At 53.4% G+C, this 13,549-nt stretch carries 9 protein-coding genes; 7 read left to right on the plus strand and 2 right to left on the minus strand.

Annotation, left to right across the window (positions count from 1 at the left end; genetic code table 11):
* Window positions 1–13: 13 nt before the first annotated feature.
* From HQN87_RS24380 to HQN87_RS24400, 5 genes are all read left to right on the plus strand, one after another.
* Complete coding sequence (locus HQN87_RS24380; RefSeq protein ID WP_173138724.1) at window positions 14–6,733, plus strand: CLIPPER-2 domain-containing protein; 6,720 nt, start codon at window positions 14–16, stop codon at window positions 6,731–6,733.
* The gene (locus HQN87_RS24385) at window positions 6,730–8,415 is read left to right on the plus strand and encodes a COG1361 family protein (protein WP_173138622.1); all 1,686 of its coding nucleotides are present in this window, start codon (window positions 6,730–6,732) and stop codon (window positions 8,413–8,415) included. The genes HQN87_RS24380 and HQN87_RS24385 overlap by 4 nt, the downstream gene beginning before the upstream one ends.
* Window positions 8,416–8,529: 114 nt before the next feature.
* The gene (gene yhbH, locus HQN87_RS24390; RefSeq protein ID WP_173138725.1) at window positions 8,530–9,690 is read left to right on the plus strand and encodes a sporulation protein YhbH; all 1,161 of its coding nucleotides are present in this window, start codon (window positions 8,530–8,532) and stop codon (window positions 9,688–9,690) included.
* A 300-nt stretch (window positions 9,691–9,990) separates the two neighbouring features.
* Window positions 9,991–10,323, plus strand: a complete 333-nt coding sequence (locus HQN87_RS24395; RefSeq protein WP_173138726.1) for a PadR family transcriptional regulator — start codon at window positions 9,991–9,993, stop codon at window positions 10,321–10,323.
* Window positions 10,323–10,898 carry a DUF2812 domain-containing protein gene (locus tag HQN87_RS24400; RefSeq protein ID WP_173138624.1) on the plus strand — a complete coding sequence of 192 codons (576 nt, stop codon included), beginning with the start codon at window positions 10,323–10,325 and terminating at the stop codon, window positions 10,896–10,898. The genes HQN87_RS24395 and HQN87_RS24400 overlap by 1 nt, the downstream gene beginning before the upstream one ends.
* A 193-nt stretch (window positions 10,899–11,091) precedes the next feature.
* Here the strand turns inward: HQN87_RS24400 and HQN87_RS24405 are convergent, their stop codons facing one another.
* Window positions 11,092–11,577, minus strand: a complete 486-nt coding sequence (locus HQN87_RS24405) for a DUF6568 family protein (RefSeq protein ID WP_173138626.1) — start codon at window positions 11,575–11,577, stop codon at window positions 11,092–11,094.
* Between the two features lie 44 nt (window positions 11,578–11,621).
* On the minus strand, window positions 11,622–11,756 hold the full coding sequence (locus HQN87_RS32820) for a hypothetical protein (RefSeq protein WP_301953220.1): 135 nt from the start codon (window positions 11,754–11,756) through the stop codon (window positions 11,622–11,624).
* Between the two features lie 192 nt (window positions 11,757–11,948).
* Between HQN87_RS32820 and HQN87_RS24410 the strand changes: the two genes are divergently transcribed.
* Both HQN87_RS24410 and HQN87_RS24415 read left to right on the plus strand, forming a co-directional pair.
* Window positions 11,949–12,626: a response regulator transcription factor gene (locus HQN87_RS24410; RefSeq protein ID WP_173138628.1), complete on the plus strand. Its 678-nt coding sequence runs from the start codon at window positions 11,949–11,951 to the stop codon at window positions 12,624–12,626.
* Window positions 12,623–13,540 (plus strand): sensor histidine kinase, encoded by a 918-nt coding sequence (locus HQN87_RS24415; RefSeq protein ID WP_173138727.1) that lies wholly within the window; start codon window positions 12,623–12,625, stop codon window positions 13,538–13,540. The genes HQN87_RS24410 and HQN87_RS24415 overlap by 4 nt, the downstream gene beginning before the upstream one ends.
* Window positions 13,541–13,549: the final 9 nt, after the last annotated feature.

The raw sequence follows: 13,549 nt of genomic DNA on the forward strand, positions 1-13,549 counted from the left end.
CATTCCAAAGGAGGTGATAAACATTCCTCTAGTCGTTCGGTCTACGGTAAATGCAACAGGTGCCATTACCTTCACCGGCAATACACTGGGGCTGAGCCGTTCAGAGGTAGCTGGCGTACCGGGTACCCAGGATAGCATCGGAGGCTTTACTACTATAAACACCGCTTCTGTATTCGGCACTTACCCCGCCGGTACTACCAGTCTATATCAGAATAACAGCTCAGCAGCCATTCTGAGCCTTCCCGCCGGAAGCACGATTCTGTATGCGGAATTAATCTGGGGGGGTACCTATGTCAACGGCTCAGTCAACCTTACCGCAGCGATCAATAACCCTGTCTCCTTCACTACCCCTCTAGGAAACACGGTCAGCGTATCGCCCGATCCAGCCACGGCCAATTCCGTAGATCTGGGAGGCGGGGCACTCGCGTATGTCCGTTCCGCTAATGTGACCAGTACCATTCAAGCTTCCGGCGCCGGAACCTATGTCACCGGCGGTGTAGTCGGGACTATCGTAATTCCCGGCGATTCTACTGCCAACCATGCCGGCTGGACACTCGCCGCCATCTATCAGAATCCGTCCCTTCCCTTCCGCAACATGTCACTGCGCGCAGGGGCTGTCCTTGTCCAAGCTTCCTCGGCTCCGGTAGTTACAACCATTACCGGATTCGCTACCCCTGTCACTGGCGCGCTCGGGGGACGCACCCTGTTCAGCGCCCAGGAAGGTGATGCCAACCGCTCAGGAGACCAGGCGCTTTTCGGTCCTACCTCCTCCACCCAGGTCGCCCTGTCCGGGCCTAACAACTTCGCCAATAACTTCTTCGCCTCGCAGATTAACAATGATGCCGGCAGCCTGAATACCACCGGAACCTTCGGAACCCGCAACCAGATTAACGGCAGTCCGGGCTCCAACATTGTCGGCGGCAGGCAGGGCTGGGATATCACGAACGTGGATGTCTCCGCCCGCCTCGTCAACAATCAGTCTTCCGCCCTGCTTACCTTGACTACTTCGGGCGATGCTTATGTCGTGAATGCCAATGCCCTGCAGATTGATATCAACGCACCCAAAATCTCCTTAACCAAATCCGCCAATGCCGCCGGTACGATTGTTGGTGATACCGTGACGTATACAGTAACGGTAAGCAATACCGGTACAGCAAGTGCAGCCAGCGTTGTATTGTCGGATACCTTCCCGGCAGGTCTTACCTTCGTCGCAGGAAGCGTAGTGGTAGCCGGGGTTGCCAGACCGTCTTATGATATAACATCCGGTATTCCGCTCGGATCGCTAACTCTTGGCACTTCCATAACCATTACATACCAAGCCAGGGTTACTTCCTTGCCCAATCCGCAAATCGTCCCTAATACAGCTACCGCCGCCTTCACCTTCCAGAGTGTGGCCGGCGGCCCGATTGTGAGCGGAGTGATTCCCTCCAATACACAATCACTGCCGGTATATTCTCCGGTTCTTGGCATTGTCAAAAGCGCGAATACAACCAACGCAACCGTCGGCAATCAGATTATCTACACGCTACAGATAGCCAACACCGGCAATATCGGTGCCACCACTACACTCACGGATAACATTCCTGCGGGCAGCACCTATGTTCCGGGAAGCTTTACGGTAAACGGCACTCCCGTGGCCGGCAATCCTGCCACAGGTATCGCTATCGGTACTATCGCGGCCGGAGGAAGCTCTACCGTCCAGTTCCGCGTGCTGGTTAACAGTCTGCCCGCCCCTCCACAACTGGTTGATCAGGCTACGGCAGCCTATACCTTCGTGGTTCCTGACGGCAGGACCGTCACCGGTACCGCAGCCTCCAATACGCTGAGCATACCGGTCAGACTGCCCAACGTCTCCATCGTCAAAAGCGCCAGCTTCCCGGATGTCGCCGTAGGCGACACCCTGCTGTATTCGTCAGTGATCACCAATAATGGAATTGAAGCCGTGACGAATGTCGTGCTCTCCGATCCGATTCCCGCCGGCAGCACTTTCGTGCCGGGAAGTGTCGTGGTGGCCGGCAGTGCCAGGCCTTCCGCTGATCCGGCTTCGGGGATTACCGCGGGTACCCTTGCTGCGGGGGCCAGTGTGACAGTAACCTTTCAGGTGTCAATAACCTCTGTGCCGGGAAGCGGCCAGCTCGCCAACCAGTCATCGGCGTCGTACAGCTCGGGGACATTCAATGCCCTTACGCAGTCCAATACCACCCTGACTCCTGTATATCAGCCGGTAATCGGCATCGTCAAAAGCGCAAGCCCCGGCAGCGCCACGGTTGGAGGGAATGTGCAATACACGCTACAGGTCCAGAACACCGGCAATCTCGCTGCAACGGTGACCTTGACCGACACGATTCCAGCCGGGTCCGCCTTCGTCGCCGGCAGTGTAACCGTGAATGGAGCGGCACTTCCTGCCGCCTCTCCGGTTAGCGGAATCCCGCTTGGGCCAGCGGCTCCCGGAGCAGCCTTCACGGTGACCTTCCTGACCTCTGTTCAGTCACTGCCGTCTCCGGCCACCTTGACCGACCAAGGAAGCAGCAGCTACACGTACCAGTTGCCCAGCGGACGCTCCCTGTCCGGCGGAAGTGTCTCGAATACGGTCACTATTCCGGTATCCGCCCCCAACCTCACGATTCTCAAAAATGCCAATCTCACCGCAATCGCGGTAGGGGAATATCTCACCTACACGGTCTCGGTATCCAATCCAAGCGGGGTAGCGGTTAACAATGTAGTGCTGTCCGATCCGGCTCCGGCAGGCAGCGCCTTTGTTGCGGGAACCGTCACCGTCAACGGGACTGCCGTGCCCTCTGCCAATCCGAATGCCGGAATTGCTCTGGGTACCCTCGCCGCCGGGACCACAAGCATCGTAGTCTTCCAGGTCAATGCCACTTCCGTTCCAAGTCCGGCTCAACTGAGCAACCGGGCCAGCGCGTCATTTACAGCAGGCATGTTCAGCGGAACAGCCCTGTCCAACACGGTGCTTACTCCAGTCTTCATCCCGGTCATCGGACTGGTCAAAAGCTCAAGCCCGGCCCAAGCCTCTGTCGGCAGTCTGCTCTCCTTCTCCATCCTGGCCAGCAACACCGGCAATATTGCCGCCCTGCTGAATCTGACCGATAGCCTGCCGCCGCAGACGGTATTCGAGACCAACAGTGTCAGCATCGGCGGAACACCGCTGCCCGGGTACAGCCCCCTGACCGGAATTCCGGTGGGCCCGCTTGCTCCCGGAGACAGCGTCATAGTCAGCTTCCTTGTTACGGTTACTGCGCTGCCTCCGAACCAGCAGCTGCTTAATTCGGCAGCGGCTTCCTTCACCTTCACCCTGCCGGATGGACGGCAGCTCGGCGGAAATGCAGTGTCGGACACACTGACCGTTCCCGTCTCGGCACCCAATGTCAGTGTCGTCAAAAGCGTCAATGTCATTGATGCTGTGACCGGCGACATTCTTACGTTCACCTCCGTGCTGACGAATAACAGCATTACCTCTGTCAGCAACATCATTCTCAGCGATCCCCTGCCTGAGAATGCAGCATTCATTCCCGGAACCGTAATTGTTGGCGGCGTATCCCAGCCGCTGTCAATTCCGTCCGCCGGTATCCCAATCGGCAGCCTGGGGCCTGGGGCCTCCGTTGCCGTAACATTCGAGGTGAGGATAACAATGCCGATTCCTTCACAGGTCAATAACCAGTCCACCGTCAGTTTCACCTCCGGGGTCTTCTCCGGCTCTTCCTCTTCCAACGTCACTACCACACCGGTCACGCAGCCGCAGATCACGCTTGTCAAAAGCGCCAATGACCTGAACGCCACAGTTGGCGATACGGTCATCTATACCGTGCTCGTCAGTAATTCCGGCAACGTTGCGGCCAATGTTACCTTGACAGACAATATTCCGGCTGGTACCGCCTTTGATCCCAACAGCGTCATTGTCGGCGGCTTCCCTCAGCCGGGCGCTGCACCGGATACTGGAATCACCGTCGGCGTTGTCGCTCCCGGCGCCAGTGTGTCCGTAAGCTTCACCGTGTTCATTGTGTCCCTGCCTTCCCCGCAGCAGCTTGTGAATCAAGCGGCTGCTACCTACACCTTCACACCGCCGGACGGGCGGCTGCTGAGCGGAAGCGCCGTCTCCAATACCGTAACGATCGCTGTCTCCGCCCCCAATCTGGAGGTCGTGAAGAGTACGTCTTCCACCTCAGTGGCACTCGGCGATACCATTGCCTATTCCGTTAACATCACCAACAACGGAATAGACCCGGTTAATAATGTAGTGCTCAGTGATCCAACACCGGATGGGGCAGCCTTCGTGCCGGGCAGCGTATCTGTAAATGGCGTGCCGTTCCCCAATGCCCATCCTTCAACAGGGATCGCCATTGGCACACTGGCATCCGGCGCTTCCGCCGTAGTCTCCTACAGCGTTACGGTAACTTCGGTACCGGCAGACACCTCGATAGATAATCAGGCTACTGTAACCTATACCTCCGGTGTCTTTACAGGCTCCACCTTCTCCAATCCCGTGGCGGTGCCTGTCTTCCAGCCCAATATCGCTGCGGTCAAAACGGCCAATACCGCCAATGCAACAGTCGGCGATACCGTAACTTACACGATAACGGTCAGCAATACAGGCAACTACGCAGCAATTCTGACCTTAACGGACAATATTCCTGCCGGGACTACCTTTGAAGAGAACAGTGTGCTGATTAACGGGCTGCCTCTGCCACAGGCGAGTCCCGCCGCCGGAATTGCGGCCGGAACCATCGCCCCGGGTGCAAGTGTTGCTGTATCGTTCTCCGTAATCATCACTTCACTGCCTTCACCGCAAACGCTGGTGAATCAGGGAACCGTTGCCTACAGCTTTACCTTGCCTGACGGAAGAACCCTGGGAGGTTCGGTGCCCACCAACACCCTGACCATCCCCGTCTCGAACCCGAACCTGGCGGTTGTCAAAACCACCGCGACCACCGCAACCCATGTTGGCGATACCATTACGTATACAGTAACGATGACCAATAACGGCATCACTACCGTTAACAATGTGGTGTTCACGGATGCTCTGCCTGCCGGTACCGCCTTTGTTCCGGGCAGTGTGCTGGTAGACGGTGTTCCCCGTCCGGCAGCTTCGCCAGCTACCGGGGTGACGATTGGCAGTATCGCTCCGGGCGCTTCTGTCACTGTAGCCTTCAACGTAACCGTTACGTCCCTGCCGGGATCAGAAGTGCTTAACAATCAATCTTCGGCCAGCTTCACTTCCGGGGCCTTGTCCAGCGTGGCCTTCTCGAACATTGTGACCACTCCGGTCTTCCAGCCGATTATCGCTGCCGCCAAGAGCTCCAGCTCGGTAAATGCAACGGTCGGGGATACGATCACTTATACTGTCAATGTCAGCAATTCAGGTAACTATGCGGCAACCGCCACTCTGACCGATACCATCCCCGCCGGTACAACGCTGGTTCCGAACAGTGTGCTGATTGGCGGCTTCCCGGCACCGGGCGCTGATCCCGCCTCAGGTGTCCCGCTGGGCCCGGTCGCTGCGGGTGCCACACTGCAAATCGTGTTCTCTGTTGTCATAGATACACTTCCTGCCAGCCAGCAGCTCAGCAACCAGGCGATCATCGCCTTTGCTTACACGCTGCCGGACGGACGGACCTTCAACCAGTCGGCCAGCTCGAACATCAATCAGATTACCGTATCCTCGCCCAATGTACTGGTTGTCAAAAGCTCTACAGTAACCGATGCAGTCGTGGGAGATACTGTTCCATACAGCATAAGTGTTACCAACAGCGGCATAGCGCCGATCAATAATGTTGTACTGAGCGACCCGATTCCGGCCGGCTCTTCCTTTGTCCCCGGCAGCGTAGTCGTCGACGGCACTCCGCTGCCGGGGGCGAATCCTGCCAACGGTATTGCTCTGGGCACCGTGGCCCCGGGCGCATCTGTCCTGGTCACCTTCAGCATCGTTGTTAACACGCTGCCTAATCCGGCCACGCTCAGCAACCAGGCTTCGGTGAGCTTCACCTCCGGTGCATTCTCCGGCGCCTCCTACTCCAATGCGCTGGTTACTCCTGTCTTCCAGCCGATTATCGGCATCTTGAAAAGTGCAGATACCGCCAATGCAACGGTCGGGGATACCGTCACTTATTCCCTCAGCGTGACCAATACAGGCAATCTTGCAGCCGTCGTCACCTTAACCGACTCCATCCCGGCGGGAGCCGTATTCATTCCGAACAGTGTACTGGTCAATGGCCAGCCCGTTCCGGGTGCAGATCCGACTACCGGTATCAACCTGGGGACAGTAGCAGCAGGCGCCACTGTCACGATGACCGTCACTCTGCAGGTTACGGTAGCTTCCCTGCCTTCACCGCAGCAGCTCGTGAACCAGGCCGCCGCCACCTTCACCTACTCTCCGCCGGATGGCCGTCTGCTCTCAGGCTCTGCCCTGTCCAATACGCTGGTCATTCCGGTCTCTTCCCCGGATGTAACAGCCGTCAAGAGTACTCCGGCCATTGATGCCATAGTCGGCGACATCATTACCTATACCATCGTTGTGACGAACAACGGTATTGTTCCTGTCAACAATGTGGTGCTGGTTGACCCGATTCCGGCCGGCAGCCAATTCGTTGCAGGCAGTGTGACTGTGGACGGTGTTCCGCGTCCTGGTGCGAACCCGGCCTCCGGTGTAGTGATCGGAACCATTGCTCCGGGAGCTTCTTCTACGGTAACCTTCCAGGTTCAGGTCATTGTTATATGACAGACGGCTCACGGCTTCAGCCTGTCGTAAGCAATCAGTCCATGGTACGGTACAGCTCCGCAGAAGGGAATGACGCTATTGCCTATTCCAATACCGTCCATACGTCCGTTGTGGGTCCGGTTCTATCCCTGCTCAAACAAGCGGCTCCCTTGAGCGCCTCCCTGGGAGATACGCTGGTCTATACCGTTACCGCCAGGAACAGCGGCAATACACCGGCACTGCTCACGATCGTTGACGTTCTTCCCCCGGGAGTATCCTTCATAGCCAACAGTGTGCTTAGAGACGGAGTGCCCCTTCCGGGGGTTACTCCGTCTTCCGGCATCCCGTTGGGGACTCTTGTTCCGCATTCAGGGGTCACCATCGCTTTCCAGGTCATTGTAGTCTCACTCCCGCCTTCGCTTGTCCTGGACAACAGAGCGGTTGGCACGTATTCCTTCACCACTCCGGAAGGGAGAACAGTGAGCGCGGACATCCGCTCCAATCCTGTCAGTGTCTCCCTTCTGTCCTACCAGTTGTCCACGCTGCTCTCTGCCAGCACACCTACTACCTTCATTGGGGATGTCGTCACGTATACCCTTCAGCTTAGCAATGAAGGCTCCCGGCCGCTGACCGGGATTATCGCTACTCTGCCTATCCCGGAAGGGGCCGTATTCCTCCCCGGAAGCGTGGTTGCAGGCGGGGTCTATCAGCCTGAGGCTGATCCGGCTTCAGGCATTGGACTGGGTTCGCTCAGTACAGGCTCAGCTGCCGGGATCTCCTACCGTGTCCGGGTAACCTCAACCCCTCCAGACTCGGTATTGCAGGCGCAGGCCCAGGTCTCCTATGTGGCTAATGACAGCCGGAATACCACCGGGAGCAACACCGTTCTGATTACCGTGATCCAGCCGGGAGTAACCGTCAGCCTGAAGGTTGATCTCTACAGCGCAGCTCCCGGCGACAACCTGCGGTATGAGTTCACTGTGCGTAACAACGGGAACCTGGCCGTGGAGGCACTGCTGCTGGATGCCATTCCGCCAGGCGTACTGTTCGTCTGGGACAGCGTCCGTATCGACGGTGTTCCGCAGAAGGGCGTCCGCCCCGGGGACGGAATTCCGCTTGGCACCTTACGGGCAGGCGCTGAAGCCGTGGTGGATTTTCTCGTATCCATTCCGGGTGCCACCGATATCCGCCAGACGCCGGCCATTCAGAATCAGGGAGTTGTCCAGTATACGTTCTCCCTTCCCGACGGACGTAATGTCCGGCAGCTCGCCCGGTCGGGCGCAGTGACCACGTTGCTGTTATCGCCCGTCATCTCTATTCAAATGCAAGGGGAGCCGCCGGTTGTCGACCCCGGGAGCATTGCTGAATTCAACATTTACGTAGCGAACAGCGGGAATTATCCCGCAGAGATATCCGTAATCCGGATTGTGCCGCAAGGAACCGTCATGGAGCCGGAGATCGTTACCATCAGCGCCGTAACCGTACCCGGGACTCCATTCAGCGGAACGGTTGCTCTGGGGACGCTGCAGGCCGGGCAAAGCGTCACACTCACCTATTTTGTCAGGATAAACCCGGATTACATGGGCAAGGATCTGCAAGGATATTCGGCCGCCCTGTATTTATTCACCATCGACGGACGCCGGTACTCCGGTGAAGCCCGTTCTAACAGCTACAGGCTGCTCATTGAAGAAATCAGTGAATAATACAGCTCACATATCCCCCATCTCCCTGAATATACTTTAGTTACAACCTGCCGCATGATCCTCAGCCTCAATATTGACAATACCGAATAACACAGTCCATGGGAGGTGGTCATCCTGTCACAGCCATCCGGTCCATACGCTTTTGTCGTATCCAAAGAAGACTGGTCCCTTCACCGCAAAGGCCATCAGGATCAGGAGCGTCACCAGCAGAAGGTCAGAGAAGCCATTAAGGGAAATCTGCCGGATCTGGTTACCGAAGAGAACATTATTTTGTCGGGCGGCAAGCAGATTGTGAAGGTGCCGATCCGCAGTCTGGATGAATACCGGATTATCTATAATTTCCGCAAGCAGAAGCATGTCGGCCAGGGCGACGGGGAGAGTCAGGTAGGTGACGTACTCGGCCGCGATTCACAGTCTGCCCAGCCGGGCAAAGGGGATAAAGCCGGAGATCAGCCCGGGCAGGATACCGTTGAGGCCGAAGTCGATATCGAGGATCTGGAGGATATTCTGTTCCAGGATATGGAGCTTCCCCATCTGAAGCCGAAGGATAAAGAAGAAATCGAGGTTAAATCCATTGTCTTCAACGATATCCGCAAAAAAGGCATGATGTCGAATATCGACAAAAAACGTACCTTACTTGAGAATCTGCGGCGTAATGCCAGCAGAGGCACTCCCGGCATTCACAGCATCAGCCCCGATGATCTGCGTTACAAAACCTGGGATGATATCACAACCCCCCACTCCAATGCCGTGATTATTGCCATGATGGATACCTCAGGCTCGATGGGCACTTTTGAAAAATACTGCGCCCGCAGCTTCTTCTTCTGGATGACCCGCTTCCTGCGCCGCCAGTATGAGAAGGTGGATATTGTGTTCCTGGCCCATCATACGGAAGCCAAAGAGGTCAGCGAGCATGACTTCTTCACACGCGGGGAGAGCGGGGGAACCATCTGTTCCTCGGCGTACCAGAAGGCGCTGGAGATTATCGACAGCCGCTACCCTCCGGCCAAATACAACATCTATCCCTTTCATTTCTCGGATGGCGACAACCTGACCTCGGACAATGAACGCTGCGTCAAGCTGATCGGCGAGCTCCTGAAGCGCAGCAATATGTTCGGCTATGGCGAAGTGAACCAGTACAACCGCAGCAGCACCCTGATGTCCGCCTACCGCCACCTGAAGCAGGAGCAGTTCATGCATTATGTGATCAAGGATAAGAAGGAAGTGTATCAGGCGCTGAAGACGTTTTTTGGCAAAAGGGCAACAGAAGCCTGAGCGCTTGCTCTCCAGGCTGACAGTGAAGCGATACTGCGCGCTGATTCATACCGGGAGGATGATCCCCTGCAAACCGTGCGAACGGCGGGCAGGGGATTTTTGTGTATGCGGGGTCAGATTGTGGTACACAAGCCTGTTGACAACTATATCGCCAGCCGATATACTCAATGTATCGGTTGACGATATATCGCCCAATGCTATAACGTTCAGTGTTATAACGCCAATGGGTATAACGACGAATGATGGTACTGGAACTCCAAGGTCTGTGGAATGTTACACAAAGATGCAATAAGGAAGGTGATGGCATTGTCTAGCAACAATGAATACGGGGCGCTGACCGAAGGCGTCTATTATATCCTCTTGTCTCTGCTCACCCCGATGCACGGCTACGGCATTATGCAGAATGTGAAGCTGCTGAGCCATCAGCGCGTGGAGCTTGGGGCAGGCACACTTTATGGTGCGCTAAGCACACTTGTGGAACGGGGCTGGATCGAGCTGCTGGCAGGCGGAGAGGATTCCCGTAAGAAGGAATATCAGATTACAGAGCTTGGCAAATCTATAGTCCGCAGTGAAATGACAAGACTTGACGAGCTGCTCACAAATGGAAGAAAGCTACTGGGAGGCGAAGCGTAATGAGTCAGGTGGTACGCAAATATTTCATAGATTTCGAGAAGGAAGAGGCTTGGCTGAATGAGATGTCGGCTAAGGGGCTCGCACTCGTTGAATATTCATGGGCCCGTTATGTGTTCGAGGAGAGTGCCAAGGGAGAGTACATTTACCGGCTTGAGCTGCTGGAGAAGGACCCGAAGGAGGAGTCCGACTATCTGCAATTTATGGAGGAGACCGGAGCGGAGCGTGTGCCTGCCGGAGCCCCTGCAAAGGCCAAGCGTACATTGATCAACCAGCGCTGGGTGATCTTCAGAAGGAAGGCCTCGGAAGGCCCCTTCCAGATCTATTCCGATACAGATTCCAAAATCAAACACTATCAGAGAATCCATAACGTCTATCTGTCCCTCGCGCTGCTGGAACTGATCATCGGCTCCTTTAATATCATGCTGATGATGCTGAATACTTCTTCTAACATCTACAAAATCAACCTCATCGTGGGAGTCCCTGTAATCATTCTGGGCCTGTTCTTCGTGTGGCTCAGCCTGCCGGTCCGCCGCAAGATCATCCGGCTGAAGAATGAGAAGCTGATAAGGGAATGAGCCATCAACACTTTCTGCACAAGGGAAGTATAGTCCAGGCTGAAATTCAAAAAAAGCAGCGGTTCTTCCGTTATTGGAGAACTGCTGCTTTTCGTTTTAGATCATTTGCAGCTTGTTTCTGTTCTGTCTGTATATCCGCCAGCCTCATCTTCAAACCACCGGGATACCAGCAGTCCTGATACAGGATACCATTTTAATGTGGATAATCAGCAAAAATTTCCAACAGCTCATTTATTGTCGGACCTGAACCAACCTGTTGAACAACGGCTTTTCCGTCTCTTACATAGGCCAAAGTGGGTGTTCCCTGAAATTCAATACGGTCAACAAGAAATTGCCCTATTTCCCTTCCCCAGTCCCCGCCGTCCACATTATAATAATATATTGGTTGTGAGATTTGCCGGGAGAACTCCTTGAGCACCGGAGAGAATTCACGGCAATAATAGCAGGTGGGTCTGCCAATATAAAAATAAAAACCTTCGCCTGAATTAAATTTGTCCATGGTCTGGCTGGCATTAAGCACAGGTAGAGCTTTTACATTATTCTCATATTCTTCAATTGTGACTTCAGCAGCGTTTGGTGCAGCATAGTTAATATCATTGGCAATAAAAAAGCTAATAAAACAGACAATAGACAGAAATAAAACTTTTAGAATAGGATATTTTTTTGCAGCTATAATCATTTTCCCCTCCAAACTAATTTGACTCTCAGAGACAAAGACACTGCTCAGAATGCTCCAGTCCAGAAAGCGCTGCATTGATTTGGACCGTTTGGACTGCAATCATGCTGACAATCATCGGGGTCACAAATCTGAATAGACATATCAAACTCTTCAGCCGCCAGTAAACTTAACTCTTTCATTTTTTATACCTCCCTTCTCGCAATTATTAGCAGAAATACACAAGAGCTTTTTCTAGTAAAATAATACAGTAATAAGGACAATTTGGAGGACAGCTGTTATAATTAACTGTATTTTCGGTTTTTTCGGCAATTTATTCAAAATATTAACAAAAATTTCTTAACTATTGCAGAGAGAAAGATCGGAGGAATAGTATGAATCACATATTAATTATTGAGGATGATATCGCCTTAAGTAACGGGATTGTAATTGCCCTTAAAGGACCCGAAATGAACCTAATACAAAAGCATGACATTGCATCTGCAAAAGAAACATTGCAATCCTCTGCCTTTGATTTAATTATTCTGGATGTGAATCTGCCGGATGGAAGCGGGCTGGATCTTTTAGCTGACATACGCAAATCAACCACAATTCCAGTCATTGTCCTAACCGTTCATGATCTGGAAACGGATATCGTCACAGGTTTTGAGCGGGGAGCAGACGACTATATCACTAAGCCTTTTAGTCTGATGGTATTAAGGGCCCGGGTAGAGGTTCAACTTAAGAAAAGCAGACATCTGTACCCCGACACCTTTGAGCTCGACGGCTTTCATTTCTCATTTGCCAAGATGGAGTTTCTGAACAACGGCAATCCAGTAGAACTTAGTAAAACTGAGCAAAAACTGCTTCGACTCTTGATCAATAATCGTGGAATCACCCTTTCCCGCGATCGTCTGGTCGATAACATCTGGACTGATGGAGCAGAATTTGTAGGTGAGAATGCCTTATCTGTAGCGATAAAAAGGTTGCGTGATAAACTCGAAGAGAACCCGTCCGCTCCCAGGTATATCAAAACTGTCTATGGGGTCGGCTATATATGGGCTATAAAATGAATATCCTGAGCTATGTATGTATTGGTATTGCCGTTACTGCACTTCTTGCAGCCGCCGCTGTAATCATTCTGTACCGTAAAAACATTGACAAAACATTTAAAAGCTTTGAATACATGATTGACACTGCAATTAATGGAAACTTTTCGGAAAGTGTTTTCGATGAATCCCTCATCTCAGCGCTAGAAGCAAAACTCGCCCAATTTCTGGCGCTCTGTTCAGCATCCTCAACAAATTTGCTGGCAGAAAAAAATAAAATAAATGAACTGATATCCGACATTGCGCATCAAACGAAAACACCTATCGCTAATATCCTGCTGTATTCACAACTTCTCAGTGAATTCAAATTGCCGGAGGATGGCTCCACCTGTGTGAGGGCCCTGTCTGCACAAGCCGAGAAGCTCCATTTCCTCATTCATGCCTTGATGAAGACCTCCCGCCTGGAGACAGGGATTATCAAGCTAAACGCCAAACAAGAGGCTGTCCAAAAGTTGTTGGACACTGCATTAGCGCAAATTATGCCGGAAGCACACGCCAAAGCGATTTCGGTTACAGCCGAGAGCAGCGCAGCCCTGGCGTGGTTTGACCTAAAATGGACTGCGGAAGCTATCTACAATGTCCTTGATAATGCTGTGAAATATACCAGACACAATGGAACTGTTTCCGTTAGCGTGACCGTATTTGATTTATTCTGCCGAATTGATATTACCGACAACGGAATAGGCATTCAGGAAGAGGAGCAGAGTAAAATCTTCTCACGCTTTTACCGCTCTCCTGCTGTTAACACAGAGGAAGGTGTGGGCATCGGACTTTTTTTGGCCAGAGAAATCATCGCAGCCGAAGGAGGCTATATCAAGGTATCTTCACAGCTTAACAAAGGTTCTACCTTCTCGCTGTTTCTTCCGCTGGAACATTAATTCTTTCAA

This window comes from Paenibacillus tritici, from assembly GCF_013204885.1.
GTDB lineage: Bacteria > Bacillota > Bacilli > Paenibacillales > Paenibacillaceae > Paenibacillus_AQ > Paenibacillus_AQ tritici.

Excerpts from the sequence above, each read along its gene's own strand:
- HQN87_RS24410 (WP_173138628.1), top strand. The coding sequence starts at position 11,949 with ATGAATCACATATTAATTATTGAGGATGATATCGCCTTAAGTAACGGG.
- HQN87_RS24385 (WP_173138622.1), top strand. The coding sequence starts at position 6,730 with ATGACAGACGGCTCACGGCTTCAGCCTGTCGTAAGCAATCAGTCCATG.
- HQN87_RS24400 (WP_173138624.1), top strand. The coding sequence starts at position 10,323 with ATGAGTCAGGTGGTACGCAAATATTTCATAGATTTCGAGAAGGAAGAG.
- HQN87_RS24415 (WP_173138727.1), top strand. The coding sequence starts at position 12,623 with ATGAATATCCTGAGCTATGTATGTATTGGTATTGCCGTTACTGCACTT.
- HQN87_RS32820 (WP_301953220.1), bottom strand. The coding sequence starts at position 11,756 with ATGAAAGAGTTAAGTTTACTGGCGGCTGAAGAGTTTGATATGTCTATT.
- HQN87_RS24395 (WP_173138726.1), top strand. The coding sequence starts at position 9,991 with ATGGCATTGTCTAGCAACAATGAATACGGGGCGCTGACCGAAGGCGTC.
- HQN87_RS24405 (WP_173138626.1), bottom strand. The coding sequence starts at position 11,577 with ATGATTATAGCTGCAAAAAAATATCCTATTCTAAAAGTTTTATTTCTG.